The 18,939-nt window shown below is 59.0% G+C and carries 18 protein-coding genes; 12 read left to right on the plus strand and 6 right to left on the minus strand.

Annotation, left to right across the window (positions count from 1 at the left end; genetic code table 11):
- Positions 1–312 precede the first annotated feature (312 nt).
- Both PGW49_RS08315 and PGW49_RS08320 read left to right on the plus strand, forming a co-directional pair.
- Positions 313–1,089 (plus strand): hypothetical protein, encoded by a 777-nt coding sequence (locus tag PGW49_RS08315; protein WP_117745853.1) that lies wholly within the window; start codon positions 313–315, stop codon positions 1,087–1,089.
- A gap of 186 nt (positions 1,090–1,275) precedes the next feature.
- Entirely contained in the window at positions 1,276–1,482 is a 207-nt protein-coding gene (locus PGW49_RS08320) for a hypothetical protein (RefSeq protein WP_260699840.1), read from the plus strand.
- A gap of 109 nt (positions 1,483–1,591) precedes the next feature.
- Here the strand turns inward: PGW49_RS08320 and PGW49_RS08325 are convergent, their stop codons facing one another.
- Together PGW49_RS08325 and PGW49_RS08330 are read right to left on the minus strand one after the other, a co-directional pair.
- Entirely contained in the window at positions 1,592–2,506 is a 915-nt protein-coding gene (locus PGW49_RS08325) for a ketopantoate reductase family protein (protein ID WP_270226228.1), read from the minus strand.
- Between the two features lie 123 nt (positions 2,507–2,629).
- A complete protein-coding gene (locus tag PGW49_RS08330) occupies positions 2,630–2,824 on the minus strand; it encodes a cyclase family protein (protein WP_154517383.1) in 195 nt (64 codons plus the stop codon).
- Positions 2,825–2,987: 163 nt separating this feature from the next.
- Between PGW49_RS08330 and PGW49_RS08335 the strand changes: the two genes are divergently transcribed.
- The 6 genes from PGW49_RS08335 to PGW49_RS08360 all read left to right on the plus strand — a co-directional run bounded on the left by PGW49_RS08335 (position 2,988) and on the right by PGW49_RS08360 (position 9,580).
- Positions 2,988–4,175 (plus strand): aldo/keto reductase, encoded by a 1,188-nt coding sequence (locus PGW49_RS08335; RefSeq protein ID WP_195521710.1) that lies wholly within the window; start codon positions 2,988–2,990, stop codon positions 4,173–4,175.
- A 93-nt stretch (positions 4,176–4,268) separates the two neighbouring features.
- A complete protein-coding gene (locus PGW49_RS08340) occupies positions 4,269–5,288 on the plus strand; it encodes a Gfo/Idh/MocA family protein (RefSeq protein ID WP_270226229.1) in 1,020 nt (339 codons plus the stop codon).
- 172 nt (positions 5,289–5,460) lie between these two features.
- Positions 5,461–6,327: a deoxyribonuclease IV gene (locus PGW49_RS08345; protein ID WP_217749977.1), complete on the plus strand. Its 867-nt coding sequence runs from the start codon at positions 5,461–5,463 to the stop codon at positions 6,325–6,327.
- 147 nt (positions 6,328–6,474) lie between these two features.
- On the plus strand, positions 6,475–7,335 hold the full coding sequence (locus tag PGW49_RS08350) for an ABC transporter substrate-binding protein (RefSeq protein WP_117648317.1): 861 nt from the start codon (positions 6,475–6,477) through the stop codon (positions 7,333–7,335).
- Positions 7,336–7,453: 118 nt separating this feature from the next.
- On the plus strand, positions 7,454–8,815 hold the full coding sequence (locus PGW49_RS08355; protein WP_225093386.1) for an ABC transporter permease subunit: 1,362 nt from the start codon (positions 7,454–7,456) through the stop codon (positions 8,813–8,815).
- Positions 8,816–8,827: 12 nt separating this feature from the next.
- Complete coding sequence (locus tag PGW49_RS08360) at positions 8,828–9,580, plus strand: amino acid ABC transporter ATP-binding protein (protein WP_117745860.1); 753 nt, start codon at positions 8,828–8,830, stop codon at positions 9,578–9,580.
- Positions 9,581–9,697: 117 nt separating this feature from the next.
- On the opposite strand, the gene PGW49_RS08365 is transcribed toward PGW49_RS08360, so the two are convergent.
- Both PGW49_RS08365 and PGW49_RS08370 read right to left on the minus strand, forming a co-directional pair.
- A complete protein-coding gene (locus PGW49_RS08365; RefSeq protein ID WP_195521228.1) occupies positions 9,698–10,117 on the minus strand; it encodes a flavodoxin in 420 nt (139 codons plus the stop codon).
- 46 nt (positions 10,118–10,163) lie between these two features.
- Complete coding sequence (locus PGW49_RS08370; protein ID WP_055309754.1) at positions 10,164–10,868, minus strand: DUF3793 family protein; 705 nt, start codon at positions 10,866–10,868, stop codon at positions 10,164–10,166.
- A gap of 173 nt (positions 10,869–11,041) precedes the next feature.
- On the opposite strand from PGW49_RS08370, the gene PGW49_RS08375 reads away from it, so the two are divergent.
- Positions 11,042–11,425, plus strand: coding sequence for a heavy-metal-associated domain-containing protein (locus PGW49_RS08375; protein ID WP_006234377.1), 384 nt, complete (start codon positions 11,042–11,044; stop codon positions 11,423–11,425).
- Between the two features lie 272 nt (positions 11,426–11,697).
- On the plus strand, positions 11,698–14,250 hold the full coding sequence (locus PGW49_RS08380) for a hypothetical protein (RefSeq protein WP_195362247.1): 2,553 nt from the start codon (positions 11,698–11,700) through the stop codon (positions 14,248–14,250).
- On the opposite strand, the gene PGW49_RS08385 is transcribed toward PGW49_RS08380, so the two are convergent.
- Entirely contained in the window at positions 14,247–14,672 is a 426-nt protein-coding gene (locus tag PGW49_RS08385; RefSeq protein WP_227790077.1) for a hypothetical protein, read from the minus strand. The genes PGW49_RS08380 and PGW49_RS08385 overlap by 4 nt on opposite strands.
- Positions 14,665–16,170: a Y-family DNA polymerase gene (locus tag PGW49_RS08390; RefSeq protein ID WP_195232110.1), complete on the minus strand. Its 1,506-nt coding sequence runs from the start codon at positions 16,168–16,170 to the stop codon at positions 14,665–14,667. Before PGW49_RS08390 ends, PGW49_RS08385 begins: the two co-directional genes overlap by 8 nt.
- A gap of 223 nt (positions 16,171–16,393) precedes the next feature.
- On the opposite strand from PGW49_RS08390, the gene PGW49_RS08395 reads away from it, so the two are divergent.
- Both PGW49_RS08395 and pgi read left to right on the plus strand, forming a co-directional pair.
- Entirely contained in the window at positions 16,394–16,918 is a 525-nt protein-coding gene (locus tag PGW49_RS08395; protein WP_195232109.1) for an iron-containing alcohol dehydrogenase, read from the plus strand.
- Between the two features lie 199 nt (positions 16,919–17,117).
- Positions 17,118–18,812, plus strand: coding sequence for a glucose-6-phosphate isomerase (gene pgi / locus PGW49_RS08400; protein WP_022094430.1), 1,695 nt, complete (start codon positions 17,118–17,120; stop codon positions 18,810–18,812).
- Positions 18,813–18,939 lie beyond the last annotated feature (127 nt).

The following is an 18,939-nucleotide window of genomic DNA, read 5'->3' on the forward strand; positions in this document are numbered from 1 at the left end:
GGCGACTTGTGCAAGGACCCCTTGCGACTCGATAGGTATAACTGCATAAAATGCCTGCTCAAGGCGCCTGTGCGAACAATAGTTGCACAGGCGCCTTTTTTGCATAGAGAGGGCGCAAAAACAGGGTTTTTGACACGCTTTATGCATTCGAGTTGTGGAAAACTCCTGTTGAGAGGATGTGAGTTTTACGCAATTGACGTGCGCCTTTTGAGTAAAACCGCAGGTCGCGATTTGCTCGGGGTACTATGCAGCGCGATCGAATCACACGCAGCCCAAACGCAGCAAAAACACACTACGGAGGTTTCCAGCTACATGAGGATCGATTCACGAAAACCGAAAGCCGCCGCCCTTTCCGCCGCTCTGACCGTGGCACTTTTGGCGGGCGTCGGCGCAACTGATGCCCACGCGGCAACACTATCCGATACGGTCGGATCTACGCCGTCCGAGGCGACGCTGGTGCAGCCCGTCGACTACCGCGGTGACGGTTATGGCTCTATGCAGGAGTGGAACGCCTCGATGGGGGCGAAGCGCGATTCCCTGGAGATGCGCGCTCAGATCATTATGAATATGTATGGCGACTATGCTACCGATGACGAGCGCGCTGTGTTGCAGGGCTGCATCGACGGCGCGAGTAGCCTGTTGACGATGGGGGAGGTCGACGCCAAGTCGACCGAGCTCGACGAGCTTCGCTCTACGCTAGAGGATGCCAAGCGCGAGGCGCTCGAGGCTGCCGCAGCCGAAGCCGAGGCCGCTGAGGCCGTTCAGGCTTCGTATTACAACGCCGGCTCCGGCTCGTCTTACGCGTCTGCTGCGTATTACGCGAACGGCTCGGGCCTGACGCGCTCGAGCGGCGTCAATAACTATAACGGCCGCCGCGAGACTTATTACAGCAGCAACGTGTTGTATCACCACCGCACGGGCGAATGGACGCAGGACGCCGAGGGCTTTTGGCGCGATTCCGATGGCTACTACGTCGTTGCCGCGGGCGATAAGGCCCAGGGCTCCACGTTTACCGGGTCCAAGGGCGAGTGCAAGGTCTATGACTCCGGCTGCGCTGCCGGAACCACCGATTACTACACTGGCTGGTAATTTTTCTGCATCACGGATATTTGGCGGACGGGCGTCTTTACCGAGCTTTAGGGCAACGTAAAGCCGCCCGTTCTTTATGCGCGTCTGAGTTAACAGAGCCCTTACCGTGGCGGTACGCTGGGCGTATGGATGCGGGGCACACTGGTTCTTGAGAAATAAGGTCTTTCTCTTGGAGGAAGTGGTCTTGTGAATGCTCGAGATATTGCCGTTGCCGCCGTCGCGTTGATGCTTGGTTGCCTTGGTCCTACGGCCGCGCTCGTCGCGGGTATGCAGGGGTCTTGTGGGGCTGCCTCTATCGTGGTTGGCGTGTTGATCGCGGCCGCGCTGCTGGGAAGTGCGGGTGTAGCCCTTTGTCGCGACGATGAGGGCCAGGCGTCGGAGTCGCAACACTAGCTGTTGTGAGATTGGCCGCCGGTCATAGACGAAGATGAAGGCCGCCGCAGGGGAAAGGTCCCCTTGCGGCGGTTTTGCTGTTAAGACTGTTGAATGCGGCGCGTTGGCGCTACCAGCTTTTCTCGATATCGCGGATGCGTCGATAGAGCCACTCGTTTTGCGGTGCCTGGATATGGTGTTTGGCTGCGAGGCGGCAGATGGTGCCCGCGAACTCATCAACCTCGGTTTTGCGCCTTGCGATGCGGTCTTGAGCCATCGAGGGCATACCAGCGGGGTCGATTCCCTCGATGAGGTGCACCATTTGCGTCAGGTCTGCCTCGGTCAGCTCAACGCCCTCGGCGTTGGCGACCGCAAGCGTTTCGCGCATGGCGGAAACAAAGCAGCGACGCTGCTCGGAGCCCGGCTCCGTGGCGCTTCCGTAGGTCCCGCCGTAGGCCATGCAGGTCTGGTTGATGCCGTCGTTGAGCATGAGTTTGGCCCACATGCGGTGCGCAATGTCGCTCTCGACGGTATGGGCGATGCCGCAGCGCGTGTAGAGCTCGTCGATCGCGGTGATGGTTGCGGAATCCGTACCGGCCGCCGCGCCAAAGCGGATTTCGCCGGTATTGGTAAAGGTGAGCTCTCCGTTGAGGAACACGGCGTCCATGCCCTGGCAAATACCCAGGACGGTGTGCTTCCAGCCAAAGCGCTCGGCAATCTTTTGCTCGCTCGTAATGCCGTTGCACAGCGAGGCGATGAGCGTATTGGGCCCCACGACGCACTCCATAGTCTTGAGCGCCACATCGAGTCCAGTGGTCTTGACCGTGAGAATGACCAGATCGGCGGGCACTGCCTCGCTGACGCGGACGGATTTGAGCGCACAGGGCTTGCCGTTGACGGTGAGCGCATCGCTCGCGTGACGCTCAAAACGTGCGTCATCCATAACGTATTCGACGGCGTCGTTGCCGAGCGCCCTGGCGATCATGCTGCCGTAGAGCAGGCCGACGCCGCCCTTGCCGATAAAGGCGACCTTGTTGATCTGCATGCGAATCATCTCCCCATATAAAAGGCGCCCGCGTAAGGGGCGCCTGATGGATTGTATGTCGCCGGGGCGTTTGGTAAGCGCGTGGGGCTGCTGTTATGAAAAAGAAACTATTGCACTGTGCGCTTATGCCGCGGGACAGATCGCAAAAACGCGCGCAGGGTATCCGACGCCATCGCGCACCTTGGGGAAGGTGCAGAAGATGACAGCGCCTGTGGCGGGAAGTTCGTCTAGATGGTCCATGACCTCGATCTGATAGCGGTCGACCGAGAGGATGTACTGCTCGCCGGGGTAGGGGTAGGCGTCCTCACGCGTGGTCACGCTTGCCTCCTTTCATCGGGCTTTTTGCTGATGTTAAAGCGGTGTCGTGACGGCTCGATTTCTGCTGCGTTACGATACGTTCTCGATTGCGATTCCACGATGTTTCGGCTGCGTGACCATTGTGTTTCGCCTTGCCGGGGCGCTGATGGCGAAGGGAGGGGCCGTGCAATACCGTGTTGACCCCAAAAGTGGTAACCGAATATCCGCTCTGGGTCTGGGCTGCATGAGGTTTCCCGGTGCGCCGGGACACCCCGATGCGAAGACGGCCGATGCCATCATCTCCCGTGCGGTAGAGCAGGGGATTAATTATCTGGATACCGCGTATCTTTATCCCGGTAACGAGGTGTGCGTGGGCGCCTCACTTGAGCGCTTGGGGCTGCGTGACCGGGTGTTGCTGGCGACTAAGTTGCCGCACGCTTCGTGCAAGTGCGCAGAGGATTTCGATCGGTTCTTCGACGAGCAGCTGCGCCGTTTGCGGACTGACCATATCGACTATTACCTTATGCACAACATCACCTCGCCCGCGCAGTGGGAGCGCGTGGTAGCGTTGGGTATCGAGGACTGGATTGCGCACCAAAAGGCTGCGGGGCGTATTCGCCAGATAGGTTTTTCGTACCACGGCAGTGCGGCGGACTTCCTCACGATGCTTGACGCGTATGACTGGGACTTTTGCCAGATCCAGTACAACTACGCTGGAGAGCGATACCAAGCGGGAACGGCGGGACTCATGGCAGCCGCCGAGCGCGGGCTCGCGGTGTTTGTGATGGAGCCGCTTTTGGGTGGACGCCTGGCGGGCAAGCTACCTCCGCGGGCCCGCGCCGTGTTCGATGACGTACGCGATCCGTATCTGAAGACGCCGGCTGCTTGGGGCCTTTCGTGGGTGTGGAACCATCCTCAAGTCACGATGCTGCTTTCGGGCATGACCGATACCGCGCAGGTGGACGAGAACGCGGCATTGGCGGATCGCGCACTGCCGGATTCGATGACGACAGAGCAGCTCGATACCATCGCACGCGTGCTGGGAGAGTTTGAGAAATCGAATCGCGTGCCCTGTACGGGGTGCGGCTACTGCATGCCGTGCCCCAAGGGTATCAATATTCCCGGCTGCTTTGGCGCCTACAACGCGAGCTATGCGCATAGTTGGTTTACGGGGCTGTCTCAATACTTTACGGCGAGCGCGGTGCGGACGAACGAGCCCAAGCTGGTGAGCAATTGCGTCAAGTGCGGCAAATGCGCACGTCACTGCCCGCAGCACATTGATATTCCCGAGCGTCTCGACGATGTGCGCCGACGTTTCCAGCCTGGTCCCGTAACGGCCGCGCTTAAAGCCTTTTGCAAAACGCGCTCCTGATGCCCCTTTTATAACTTGCGGTGGAATAGTTCCTGTTTGCGGCAGAATAGGGGCCAAGCAGGAACTATTCCACCGCAACTGAAGGGGGCTGTCGTGGGCTATCGGGATTCATGTGATGGTTTGCGTGATGTTCGCTGGGGCGTTTTGGGCGCTGGACACATTTCGCATCGATTCGCATCGTCGCTCAAGGAGGTGGACGGGGCACGGCTTGTGGCTGCCGCCGGTCGCACTCCTTCGCATGTTGAGGAGTTTTGCAGGGCGTTTTCGATTGACGCCGCGCGCAGTTATGCCACGGCTGACGATAGCGGCGATGCGGCTTATGATGCGCTGATTGCCGACCCCGATGTCGACGCAATCTACTTGGCTCTTCCGCATGGCATGCATGCGCATTGGGTCTGTCGGGCACTGCGCGCGGGAAAGGCCGTACTGTGCGAAAAGCCGGCCGTTTTGAGTGAGGAAGAGGCTCTCTCGATTGCCTCCACCTCTCGCGAGCGCGGCGTGCTGTTTATGGAGGCGATGAAAAATCGGTTTTGCCCGATGCGCACTCGCGTGAAGGACTTGCTTGCGTCGGGCGAGCTCGGCCGTATCGTCTCGATTGAAAGCGTGCAAAAACTCGATTATGGTGAGCCCCCTTCGAGTTATCTGCTCGACCCGTTGCAGGGTGGCTGTCTATATGACATGGGCTGCTATGCGGTCGGGTGGTTTGAGGATCTACTTGCGGGTGCGTGCGATGTTTCGTCTCGTGAAGTTCGCTGGCGTGACGTATCGGGCGGCCGCGTGGATTGGGCCGACGAGATCTGTATGAGCGTCGGCGGCATACCCATTCATATGGTGTGCGACGGCAAAGCAGCATATGAAAGCCGCTTAACGATTGCCTGCGAGCGGGGCTCGTTGGAAATCGAGCGTCTCCATCGCCCCGAGCTCGCCCATGTGAAGTACTCCGACGGACGAATGCTCGAAATAAATGCCCCGTTTGAGGTCGATGATTTCTACGGCGAAATCCAGCATGCGACCCAGCTCATCCGGGCGGGGAAACTCGAGAGTCCCGTCATGCCCCTTGCCGCCACACAGCGCTGCGCGCGCATTATCGATGCAATCCGTCTGGCCCTCTAGGACTTGGCGCTGACGCATAGGGGATTATGACGCTGGCGCCCGTAGCCGTAGTGCTTGGCGGCCCGCATCTCTGATGCCCCTTTTATAAGTTGCGGTGGAATAGTTCCTGTTTGCGGCAGAATAGGGGCCAAACAGGAACTATTTCACCGCAACTGATGAGGGGGAGCTGGAGATGCTGACGATTGGGTGTCATCTTTCGACGACGAAGGGCTATCGGGCAATGGGGGAGACGGCGCTGTCCATTGGCGCCAATACCTTTGCATTCTTTACGCGCAACCCGCGCGGCGGCAAGGCGAAAGACCTTGACATGGATGATGTGGCGGCCCTGCGCGAGCTTATGGAACAAAACGATTTTGGCCCACTCGTGGCGCATGCCCCCTATACCTACAACCCCTGTTCTGCCAAAGAGCGGGCGCGCGAGTTTGCCCTGGAGGCAATGGCCGAGGACTTGCAGCGTCTGGAAGCACTGCCCGGCAACTATTACAACTTCCACCCCGGCGCGCATGTGGGGCAGGGGACTGATGCCGGCATTCAGATGATCGTCGACACCTTGTGCCAGGTGATGTTTGAGGGGCAGCAGACGACGGTGCTGCTCGAGACCATGGCAGGAAAGGGTACCGAGGTGGGCCGTAGCTTTGAAGAGCTGGCGCGCATTATCGGGGGTGTTGCTGCCAGACGTCCAGAGCTGTCGGCCAAGCTGGGCGTGTGTCTGGATACCTGCCATGTGAGTGATGCCGGCTACGACATCATCCATGATCTGGACGGCGTACTCGACGAGTTCGATCGCGTGGTGGGTATCGAGCGCTTGCGCGCCGTGCATATCAACGATTCGAAGAACCCTTGCGGCGCCCATAAGGACCGCCACGAATGCATCGGTAAGGGTTATTTGGGTAGTGAAGAGTTTGGCGGCGGTATGCAGGTTATGCAGAATATTGTATCGAATAGCCGCTTGCGCGCATTGCCATTCATTTTGGAGACACCGAACGAACTTGCAGGTTATGCGGCTGAAATCAGACTGTTAAGGTCGTTGCAGCAGTAATGACTGTCACAAAGTGCAGTGTTCCATTCACGTTATGGGTTTGTTTCAATCAGTTTTCTAATTGCAGATTCTCCCAAGCGGGTGCATAATAGCCATCAGTTTTTGCAGACCTCTGAATCAAACGGGGTCACCGGAAGGAGACTGATTATGAAGCTCAAGAAGCTTGGCGCATTTGCCGCCACGGGCGCCATGGCGCTCGCCCTCGCACTGACGGGCTGCGGCTCGTCCAACGCCACCTCTGGTTCTGATGCCGGTTCCAGCAGCTCTGACGACGCTAAGGTCGAGAAGGTCGACGGCTCCAAGGAGTACGCGCTCGTCAAGGACGGTACGCTGACCGTCGGCACCTCTGCCGAGTACGCTCCGTTTGAGTACAAGGATGACAACGGCGATTATCAGGGCTTTGACCTTGAGCTCATCAAGGCTATCGGCGACAAGCTGGGTCTGGATGTCGAGTACGTCAACAATGACTTCGACACGCTCGTCCCCGGTGTCGCTTCGGGCGCTAAGTACGACGTCGCCATCGCGGCTATCACCGACACGCCCGAGCGTGAGAAGGAAGTTACTTTCTCCGATTCCTACTACATGGACGATCAGGCTATCGTGACCAAGGTCGATAACACCGACATCACGGCCGACAACTACAGCGAGAAGCTCAACAACGCCGACGCTACCATCATCGTCCAGTCCGGTTCGACCGCCGAGGCCTTTGCCCAGGAGAACTTCCCCAAGGCCAAGATCGTCCCCTACAAGGACGCCACCGAGTGCTTCAGCGCCCTGCAGTCCGATAAGGGCGACGCCGTAGTCACCAACCGCTCCGTTGCCAGCCAGCTGACCGCCGAGCAGTTCAACACCTGCCAGACCATCAAGCAGATCAGCACCGGCGAGGAGTACGCCATCGCCATCAACCAGGGCAACACCAAGCTCAAGGACGACATCAACCAGGCCATCAAGGACCTGACCGACGACGGTACCGTCGACGCCCTCATGGCTAAGTACAACATCAAGTAAAATAGCTACTTGATTGTGCGCAGGCCCTTTCCGTTTTGGCGGAGAGGGCCTTTGCGCTTCTCTTGACGGAGAGCATTTCCGTCTCGTTTTGCCGGCAACTTCTACGATAGGAGCCACCTTGTCTCGACTGAACAAAGGGGCCGCGGAGCAGCGTTTTCCACTGCCCGCCTTGCTCCAAAAGCTAGCCTGCGTCATGGCCGTGGCGCTCGCGCTGGTGTGTGCGGGGGCATATGCGCCCACGACCGCCCAGGCGCTTGAGACCGCAAAGATTACCGCCCGACCCAATACCGGTTCGGGTAGCGCTGTGGTCGGCGGTACCGAGACGCGCATCACCTGGGAAGTTCAGGCCGATGCCGACGAGGAACTGAGCGGTCTTTCGCTGACGTTTGTCGACGGCACGACGTTTGGTACCGATGACACGCGATTGACGATGCTCTCGGGCGAGGACCTCATGGATCGTACGCCCATGAAGCCCACGTGCAAGGCTGACGGCCAGACGCTCAAGATCGACTTTGGCGAGACGGCGCCTGCCGGCGGCTTTTTCCGTGTCGAGGTCTACGGCGTGACCTTCCCCGTCGAGGGCGGCGATGAGGCCTTTAGCGGCACCTATACGCTCGCTGACGGGTCGACCAAGAAGATCTCCAAGATTCCGTCGGTGGAGATCAAGGGCGTGACGGCCTTCGATAACTTCCTGGCCGATCTTAAGGAGCAGCCGTGGGTCGAGGCCTGGAACTCCAATATGTTCCTGCGCCTGTTCTTAAACCCGGTCATTTTGGTCCAGAGCCTGCCGATCGTCTTCAAAGGCTTCCTCATGTCGCTCTCGATCGTGCTCGTGGCGTTTCCGCTGGCAATTCCCTTTGGCTTTGCCTTGTCGCTCATGCGCATCTCCAAGTCGCGCATCCTTCGTTGCCTTGCCGGCATCTATGTGAATATCATCCGTGGTACGCCGGCGTTCCTGCAGATCTACATCGCGTTCTTTGGCCTGCCGCTTGCCGGCGTCAAGGTGGACGACTATGTGTTGGGCGTCATCGTCATGGCCATGAACTCGTCCGCCTACCTGTGCGAGATCTTCCGCGCCGGTATTCAGTCGATCCCCAAGGGCCAAAACGAGGCTGCTCGCTCGCTGGGCATGAATGCCTTCCAGACGCTGCTCTACGTTATGATTCCGCAGACGTTCCGCAATGTCCTGCCTACGCTGACCAGCGAGTTTATCCTGCTTTACAAGGATACGTCGCTGCTCGCGGCCGTGGGCGTGGTCGAGATCGTCATGAACGCCCGCACCATCGTGGCCACGACGGGCTCCATCACGCCGTATGTGGTTGCCGCCCTGTTCTACCTGGTCATCACCCTGCCGCTTGCGCGCTTGGTGAGCGGTCTTGAGGCGAGGCTTTTGGGCACGGCCGAAACCAAAAAGAAGCGTCCCACCAAGAGCGCCGGACAGGTTGTCGCGACGCCCGCCGACCATATCGCTGGTCTGTAAGGAGGTTCTATTATGAGCGAAACCAATAACTCGAACGAGGTCGTCGTCAGCATCAAGAATCTCCAGAAGGCCTTTGGCGATAACGTGGTCCTGCGCGATATCGATCTGGATGTGCACAAGGGCGAGGTCGTCGTAGTCCTGGGTCCTTCGGGCTCGGGCAAGTCGACGATGCTTCGCTGCATTAACCGTCTCGAGGAGCCCACGAGTGGTTCGATTGTCGTCGAGGGCGTGGATGTGTGCGCCAAGGGCGTTGACCTCAATAAGGTGCGTACGCACTTGGGCATGGTGTTTCAGCAGTTCAACTTGTTCCCGCACCTGTCGGTCAAAAAGAACGTCATGCTTGCGCAGCAAAAGGTGCTCAAGCGCAGCAAGGAAGAGGCCGAGAAGATTGCCATCGAGGAGCTGACCAAGGTCGGCCTGGCCGAGCGCATCGATTTTATGCCGAGTCAGCTTTCGGGCGGTCAGCAGCAGCGCGTGGCCATCGCCCGCGCCCTGTCGATGAATCCGCACGTGATGCTCTTTGACGAGGCCACGTCGGCGCTCGATCCTGAGCTTGTCCGCGATGTATTGGGCGTCATGCGCGATCTTGCGCATGACGGTATGACCATGATCGTGGTGACGCACGAGATGGGCTTTGCCCGCGACGTCGCCGACCGCGTCGTCTTTATGGACGGCGGCGTTATCGTGGAGGATGGCACGCCGAGCGAGGTCTTCGACCATCCTAAGAGCGAACGCACCAAGGCGTTTTTGGGCAATATCTCGTAGCCGGTTGATGTAACTGCCGTTATAAAAGAGCGGGGGCTGGACTTGAATCCAGCCCCCGCTCTTTTGTAGGGATAAGGATGCGCTTTGATGCAGACTCTTTTGGAGGTCCTGGGTTCGTTACGCGAGCTCGGCTCCGAGGGCCTTGCAAGCGGTCTCGCCCTCATCGTCGGGCGCATCGTAGCAAATGACGGAATCGACGACATTGACGCCCGCCTCGTCGGCATCGGCCTTCCAGTTGTCCATCCACTCGCCCTCGGCCCACGAATAAGAGCCAAAGAGGACGACCTTCTTGTCGCCGAGGGTCTCCTTGACCTCATCCCACATGGGCTGGAACTCATCATATTCAAGCTCCTCGGAACCCATGGCGGGGCAGCCGAAGGCGATAGCGTCATAGCCAGCGGCCTTGTCTGCGGAGAAGTCGGCGCAGGAGATGACCTCTGCCTCGGCGCCGGCATCGGTTGCACCTTCGGCAACGAGGTTTGCCATGGCCTCGGTGTTGCCCGTGCCGCTCCAGTAGACGACGGCGATCTTGCTCATGTTGAGTCCTTTCAGTTGTGCGGCAGGTTGCCACGGCTTCTATGTTCTATCGGGTTGCCTGGGCAAGTTGCGCCAAGCTGTAGCCCTGCTGATAGACAAAGGTGAAGTATTGGGTGCAGGCGCGGTAGGCATCAAACGTCGCAAGTGCCTGCTCGACATTTGCGTAGACCTTCCAGGCCCCAAAGACCTTATAGTTCTCGCCGCGCTGGACGATAAACTCGTGCACGTCGTCGTAGGGATATCCTAGGAAGTAGCCTATTTCGTGCGGAAACTCGCAGGTGCAGTCGTTGCTGCAGCTAGCTTGCTGGGGTAGTGCGCATCGAGTCTGGCTACAGGCGCATTCCGCGACGTTATTACTCGCGAGCGTGATGCGTGATGCCAAATGCACAAGGCATGTCGAAAGGTCTCTCGTGTCGTAGCCTTCCGAGGCGAGCGCCGTTTTGGCGCGAGGGTCCGCGAAATAGGTGGTGAGGCTTTTGGCTCGGTACACGTACACGAGCGCTCCGCAGGGCCGCCAGACCAAAACACTCAGGTGGATGCCAAGCGGGTCAAGCTCGCGGTTGCACTGGGCGATAACGTTGAGCAGGCGTGCTCGGCGTTCTGCGATGGTTTCTGTTGCGGTCGAGCCGTCCCCGTGGGCGTAGGTGCCTGGATAGGTAAAGAGCGATGCCGGCTTGATGCCCGCGAGCGTGGGGGAGCAGTTGCGCACGACTGCTGCCTGAAACGTTGGGATGTCTATGGTTCGAGTCACGTCGCTCCTTACGGATCTAAACTGTTAGCCTAGGAAAACTTATACACGAAAGTAAGCCATGGTCAACAAAAAAGTTTGAAGAGGAAAACTAATTGACCGAACGGACATGATTTTGGGTTAAGATGGGGACACCCCATGGGGGTATCTAGATAGTGCTACTGAAAGGGGAACGCATGAGTGACTTGCTCAACCCTGCGAATCTCATCGTGCTGACCGTCATTGCCGTCGGCATGTTTTTTGGACTGCGTCGCATTGCCGCTTCGACACACGGGAAGAGTTGCTGCAGCGATGGTGCGAGCGGCAAGAAGGCCAAAAAGGTTGTGGTGGCAGACACCGACGAGTCCCACTACCCCTATCGTGAGGAACTCCTTATCGGCGGCATGAGTTGCGACGGCTGCGCCCGGAATGTGACGAATGCCCTCAATGCGCTTGATGGCGTGTGGGCTACGGTAACGTACGCGGACCACACGGCACGCGTGCGCTCGAAGCGCCCGGTTGATCGCGACACACTCGAGACGGCAGTGAGGGGTGCGGGCTATTACGTTATGAAAATGTAGGCGTTGCCCTCTCCGGTGGGTACCAGCCTCCTGCCCATTGTGACTATCGGCATCCAAAAATTTGCGCAAAAATAACCTTTAGATGCGGCAAAAGTGGAGTTTGGTGACGGTTTGCGCGGAATTCGCTACCAATCGAGCATCTATGAACCCGTCCAAAAAATTACAGGTGTATATTTATACACTGATTATTGCTGTGCTCAGATTGCAATTAACCGTGGACAGAAATGAAGAATGCTAAAACTGGGCTTTAGGACAGGGGAGGCTATAACCTTATGAGACGAGTGGGAACACTTGGCTTGGTGGCAGCGCTTGCCGCTATCTTGGTATCGCCGCTGCCGGCGCACGCCGAAGACGCATCGGGTGCCGTTACCTACAATGCGGGAAATGGGTATTCCTTTGAGAAGCTCTCGCATCCTACGGTAGGAACGTCGCAGCCGGATGGCATCGTCGACTACCAGGGTAACGGTGCCGTTGCCGTTCCGGGCGCCGATGGTAATACGGCCAACAACGAAGGCGATCGCGGCCAGAGCTACACTTGGGCGGCTGCGAGCTATGGTGACTGGCTTTATGTGGGCACCTGCTATGCGGCGATGGGCAACACGCTGACGCTCATGAACAGCACGCTGGGCGATTCCTTTGATGTCGAAACCATGCGCCTGACGCTGGAGGCCATGTTTAACGGTACCTTCTTCTATGGACAGCAGAAGGAGGACGGCACGGCCGACAAGGACAGCGGCGGCATCTTGGTCAAGATCAATACCAAGACCGGTGAGACCAAGCTGCTACTCTCTGAATCGCTCAACGGCGTCGCTCCTTTGTTCCGCAATGCCGTGAGCTATAAGGGTAAGCTCTATTTCTGCGGCAGCGTCAGGACCAATGACGGCAAAGGCGGCCTGCCTGCTGTATACGAGATCGATCCTAAGACGGATGAGTACAAAGTTGTCTATCAGGGCCTTTCGAGCATGCAGGATTACGGTGCTGCCTACAAGCAGGGCATTTCTACCGGTATCCGCGGCATGTGCGTCCATGATGGCCAGCTCGTCATCAGTAATGTGGGTAAAGACGCGAACGGTAATTTTGTGTCGACAATCCTGACGTCGTCTGACCCCTCGAAGGGCCAGGACAGCTTCACCGAGATTGCCAACTCGGAGACGCTGTTTGGCTATCCGGCGATTCGCTATCAGGACAGCATCTACGGCGGCGCCATTTGGGATATGGTCTCGTACAATGGCCATCTCTATGCGACCATCTGCACCGGTACGCCCGAGAACGCTCCCGATGATAATTCCATGCAGTCGTTTGCCATGGTCCGTGGCGACAAGAATGCCGACGGCAGCTATTCGTGGACTCCCATTGTCGGCGATCAGAAGACGGACGGTGCAAAGTACTGCTTTGGCATCGATCCTGCCCGTACCCGTTCTGGCGCTGCCAACCTCATCGTCTACAACGACTACCTCTATATCGGTGAATACAACGACGAGGAGATTGCCCTCGAGCGCATCCTGTTCAACAAATCCAACACCGAAGAGGGCGGCAAGAGCAGCATGGGTGGCGTTGACTGCTCGTTTGTGAATGCCAATCTTGAGCAGTCGGTTAACATCTATCGCATGGACAAGGACGAGAACATGGAGCTCGTCGTTGGCGATCGCACCGACATGTTCCCCGAGGGCGGTATTTCCGGCCTGACTTCGGGCTTTGGCCGAAACGAGAACCAGTACATTTGGCGCATGCAGAAGTTCGACGGCAAGCTGTATATCGGTACCTTTGATACCGCGAGCCTGCTTGAGCCGATCGGCCAGTTCTCCAATGGCGACATTATCGATATGACGCCCGAGGAGTGGGACTCTCAGGTTCAGCGCCTTAGGGACCTGCTCAATCACCTGCTCGACAAGAAATCGCCTGACGACCCCATCGTTCCCGTGAACACGCTTGCGGACGATGATTCAAACGAGGCCGTCGAGGTCGATGATTCGAACGAAGCTGCTGAGGTTGATGATTCAAACAAGGCCGTCGATGTCGATGACGAGAAGACCGAGGTTGCTAAGGGCTTTGGCGATCTGAGCGATGCGCTGGAGGATGCCGCGGGCGGTCTTTGCGATCAGGCCGCGACGATGTCCCAGGACTTTGAGGACGACGCCGCTTATGTCCAGAAGATCGATGGCGAGATCGCGTACTTCAAGTCCTTTGCCGACCAGTATCAGGACATGCTCGATAGCTATGAGAGCCTTAAGCAGCAGTACGAGGATGCCTATGGCACCGAGCTGCCGAGCGATATTCAGGATGCGCTCGATAAGCTGCTGAGCGAGGAGAACCTCAAGAAGTTGCAGAGTGTCCTTACGTGCATGTGTTACCTGCGCGATGCCGAGCGCGGCTTTGATATGTATGTGACCGAGGACGGCGTGAACTTTACGACGCTGACGACCAATGGCTTTAACGATCCGTATAACCATGGTCTGCGCACCTTTGCGGTGACCAACCAGGGTCTGTGCCTTGGTACCGCCAACCCGTTCTATGGTTGCCAGGTCTGGATCCAGCGCAAGGAGAATTCGGAGAATCCGGTTGATCCCGGTACTCCGGATCCGACGGAACCCACCGATCCTTCGCAGCCGGGTGGCGGCGATCAGCCTGGCGGCAGCCAGACGGGTGGCAACGACCAGTCGAGCAGCACCACGACCACCGTCACGACGACCGCTAAGAAGACTCCGAAGGACGGCTCGCTGCCTCGCGCTGGCGACTCGACCCTCACGCTGGTCTTGGGATTGCTGGTTGCAGCTGCCGCAGTGCTTGGCATTGCTCTCGTCTTGCGCAAGCGTTCTCGTCGCTAGGCTCGTCCGCGTAGCTCAATGTCCTGGATATCGTCGAAGTTGATGGCGATATCCCTGAGTTTGAGCAGCTTGAATGCGGGTAACGCTTCGTCGAGAATGCCCGTGCGGCTACGATAGCCGTACGTATCGTAATAGGTGACGCGCACCAAGTCGCCGCGTTTGAGGCCCTCGAGCTTTTGCGAAAGCTCGAGGGCTTTTTCTTCCGTGAGCTCACGTTTTTGCTCGACGGTGATTTCCTGCTTGCGCACGAGTTCGTAGTATCCCGTGAGGGCGGCAAAGGGCATAAACTGTGCGGCGCGGTTGGCGCGCACGGCACCGTTGGCAGTGAGGTTGGGGTCGGCTGCGCGGCGTCTGCCCTCGGGGTCCGCCAGGCGCTCGAAGGCGGTCGGCGGGCGCATGGGCTGTTGTTTGGGTTTAGGCACGGTGTCCTCCAACTTGATCGTTGCGCTCGCGCGCGGTGGCGCCGGCGGTAAAGCTTAATCCCTTGACGAGCGCGTTCTTGCCGTACTTGCCTTTCACGGCCAGGACGGCGCGCGCCAGGTCGCGCTCGCGCTCATCGGTCTCGATATCGCTGAACAGATCGATGGTGGCAAATTCCTCGGGCACAAGATTGCTAAAGCCCAGGTTGATGCGCTTGACCGGTCGTTTGGGATCGACAGTCTGCGCCCAGAGCTCATCGAAATAGCCCATGATCTTCTTAAACGAATTGGTACGCTCGGGCAGCTTGCGCGAGGCGTTGGAGTGCGCAAAGAGCGCGGCATAGCCACCACGCGGTTTGCCACCATGCTCTCCCACAAAGATGCCATCGATTGCCTGCGCTTCGCGCACCAGGCGGCGCCGTTCGTCGTCGCGCTGGACGGGCTTGGGAGCACGGGGCGCGAGCTCGGGGCCGGCGGTTGCGGTGGGTTCGATGCTCGACGTACTCGAGCGCAGGTGTCCGCATCCGTCCACATATTGTGCAGTACCGCTGGCATCAAGCCTGCGTATGTCGGCGCGCTCGCTCGCGTAGCCCACAAAGAGCGAGATGCTGTCGCAGACCACGTGCTTATCGATCAAGTCCAACACGGCGTTGTCGACCATCTCGCGCAAGACGGTGTAGGCCTGCTCGTAGGCATAGCCCTTCGAGAGCACCTGTCCTGTGGTGGTCGAAGTTGCTTGCGGGCGATAGGCTTGGATATCGGCGATGGTTGTCGGCTCGCGTCCGAAGGCGTGGTCGATGAGATACTCGGCATTGACGCCGAGCTCGTCGTAAAGCAGGTTTTCGTCGAGCGCCGCGACGCCCATCAGATCGTAGACGCCGTATTTTTCGAGTCGTGCTGCCACGCCGGGGCCGATGCCCCAGATATCGGTGATGGGACGATGGGGCCAGATTTCCTTGCGAAAGGTCTCATCGTCGAGTATGCCGATGCGGCTGGGTACGTGCTTGGCGGTGATATCGAGTGCAACTTTGGCCTGGAATAGGTTGGGGCCGATGCCGACCGTCGCCGTGATGCCGGTGCGCGCCAGGACCTCGTCGCGCAACATGCAGGCGAAGCCTTCCGCGTCGGTGTGATAGAGGTCCAGATAGGGTGTCACGTCGATAAAGCACTCGTCAATTGAGTAGACGTGAACGTCTTGCGGACTGACGTATTCCAGGTAGATACCGTAGATCTGCGCCGACACCTCCATGTAGTGCTGCATGCGCGGTACGGCCTTGATGTAGTCGATGCCATCGGGAATCTCGAATAGGCGGCAGCGGTTGTGAATACCTAAGTCCTTCATGGCCTGCGTGATGGCGAGGCAGATGGTCGTGCGTCCGCGCGATTCGTCGGCAACGACTAGGTTGGTGGTGAGCGGATCGAGCCCACGGTCGACGCACTCGACGCTGGCATAAAACGTCTTGAGGTCGATGCAGATATAGGTGTGCTGCTCGTGCGCCATCCGTGTCCCTCCATCAAACACATGTTCTTATCGAATATCTGTTCGATAATACCCGCTCGTCCGGACATCGTCAAAACCTGTTCCTTTTTGCCAGGTATAGTCGTGCAACTGCATCGGGTTTTAACGCAGCTCTAAAGAGTGCGAAACAGCTCGGAAAACCTTGCTTCGTAGCATGAGCCTAACGATTGATACCGCCTATGCGCACGGAAGGGTTGTGGGAAAGATGGTCAATTATGGGTTTGGTATGCCGACGCGCTTGGTTGCGGATGGGGATGTGGCTCGCTGGTGCGGGCGATTGGTTGCCCACTACGCTGGCACCAAGGCACTGGTCGTGTTGGGCGGTGACAAGCATACGCGCGATGAGCTTGTCTCGGCGGCACTTGGTTCGCTCGCTCGAGCCCTACTCGAGCGTGTGCTTTTCCGCTGCGGCTCGTTTGAGGGCGACGGGGGAGACGAACTGGTCGACGAAGCCGTGGCCCTGGCGACCGACGAAGGCGTGGACTTTGTCCTGGCGATTGGCGATGCCGATGCTGCCGGCTTTGCGCGCGAACTCGCGCGTCGCATGGCGGCGCTCGATGCCGGCGAAGATGGTTTTGTCCCTTATGGATGCATTGTCTCGGAGGGCAAGGTGCCTGCTGTCGTGGGCACCGGCGAGGTTCCCGTTTTTGCCATTATCGCGCCCGAACTGCTGGAGGGCATCGGGTCTCCTCTGCGTGAGTTGCTCGGTAGCGTCTGCGCCGTGGCCTAATATTTGCCATAAAGGGATGGGTTATTTTTGGTTGGTAAAGCGTTTGACCTGCCAAAATAAGCCTGTCTCTTTTTGATCGGTTGCCGTTTGGGGGCCGATTGGCAACGCTCGCTGATTGTAGTCTTGACCTGCGCTAGAATAGTGGCATCTGAATGTCCGGGCGCATGGAGGCGTGCGCCCGTATGCTGAGGAGGACTCTATGGCAACTGTTGCCGCACCTATCGATGCTACGTCGACTGCCGCTTGGAAGGCACTCGAGGCCCATCAGGAGAAGCTCGAGGCCGAAGGTATCGACCTCAAGGCCTGGTTCGCTGCTGACGCCGACCGCGTGAACAAGCTGAGCTTTGACGCCGGTGACCTGCACTTCGATCTGTCGAAGAACCTGGTGACCGATGAGACCGTCAAGCTGCTGTGCGATCTTGCTCGCGAGGTGAAGCTCGAGGAGCGCCGCGACGCCATGTTCTCTGGCGAGCACATCAACACCACCGAGGACCGCGCTGTCCTGCACACCGCGCTGCGCCGCCCGGCAAGCGAGAAGGGCCAGCTCATCGTCGACGGCCAGGACGTCGTCGCCGACGTGCACCAGGTCCTCGATCGCATGTATGCCTTCGCCGAGCGCGTGCGCTCCGGTGAGTGGAAGGGCGTTACCGGCAAGAAGATCGAGCACCTGGTGTCCATCGGCATCGGCGGCTCCGATCTGGGCCCGGTCATGGCCTACGAGGCCCTGCGTCCCTATGCCGACGCCGGTATCGACTGCCGCTACATCTCCAACATCGATCCCAACGATCAGGCCGAGAAGCTCAAGGGCCTGGATCCCGAGACCACGCTCGTGATCATCGTCTCCAAGACCTTCACCACGCTCGAGACCCTCACCAACGCCCGCGAAGTCAAGACCTGGATGCTCGAGCAGCTCAAGGCTCAGGGCGCCATCGACGGCTCCGATGAGCAGAACGCCGAGGCCGTGGCAAAGCACTTCGTCGCCGTCTCCACCGCACTCGAGAAGGTCGAGGCCTTCGGTATCGACCCCGCCAACGCCTTCGGTTTCTGGAGCTGGGTTGGCGGCCGCTATTCCGTTGACTCCGCCGTGGGCCTGTCGCTGATCGTCGTGCTCGGCCCCGAGCGCTTCCAACAGTTCCTCGAGGGCTTCCACGCCATCGACGAGTACTTCTGCAACACGCCGCTCGAGAACAATGCCGTCGCGCTGATGGGCCTGCTCAACGTCTGGTACGTCAACTTCTTCGGTTCCAAGAGCCACGCCGTGCTGCCGTACTGCCAGTACCTGCACCGTTTCCCGGCCTACCTGCAGCAGCTCACCATGGAGTCCAACGGCAAGCACGTCCGCTGGGACGGCAGCGCCGTGACCTCCGATACCGGTGAGATCTTCTGGGGCGAGCCCGGCACCAACGGCCAGCACGCCTTCTACCAGCTGCTGCACCAGGGCACTGTGGTGGTTCCGGCCGACTTTATCGCTTTCGCCAACACTGCCAACCCTGCGACCGACAGCGGTCAGGACGTGCACGAGCTGTTCCTGGGCAACTTCCTGGCCCAGACCAAGGCGCTCGCCTTTGGCAAGACGGCCGACGAGGTGCGCGCCGAGGGCACGCCCGAGCAGATCGTCCCGGCCCGCTGCTTTGAGGGCAACCGCCCGACGACCTCGATCTTCGGCGACACGTTGACCCCGTTCGCGCTCGGCGAGCTCATCGCCCTGTACGAGCACATTACGTTTGTCGAGGGCACGGTCTGGGGCATCGACTCCTACGACCAGTGGGGCGTCGAGCTGGGCAAGCAGCTTGCCAAGCAGATCACCCCGGCCTTCCACGACGACGCCGCCAAGGCCGAGCAGGACGCTTCGACCCAGGCGCTCATCGAGTTCTATCGCGCGCATCGCAAGTAGTCGCTGCTGTTAACGTATCGCGCCTTATAGTCAGGGGCCCGTATCCTATCGGATGCGGGCCCCTTTGCTTCAAGACTTTAGTCTGCTGGCCGCGCAGCGGCCAGCTTTAAACCACCCGCTACGCGGG

It is taken from the genome of Collinsella aerofaciens, assembly GCF_027679495.1.
GTDB lineage: Bacteria > Actinomycetota > Coriobacteriia > Coriobacteriales > Coriobacteriaceae > Collinsella > Collinsella aerofaciens_AK.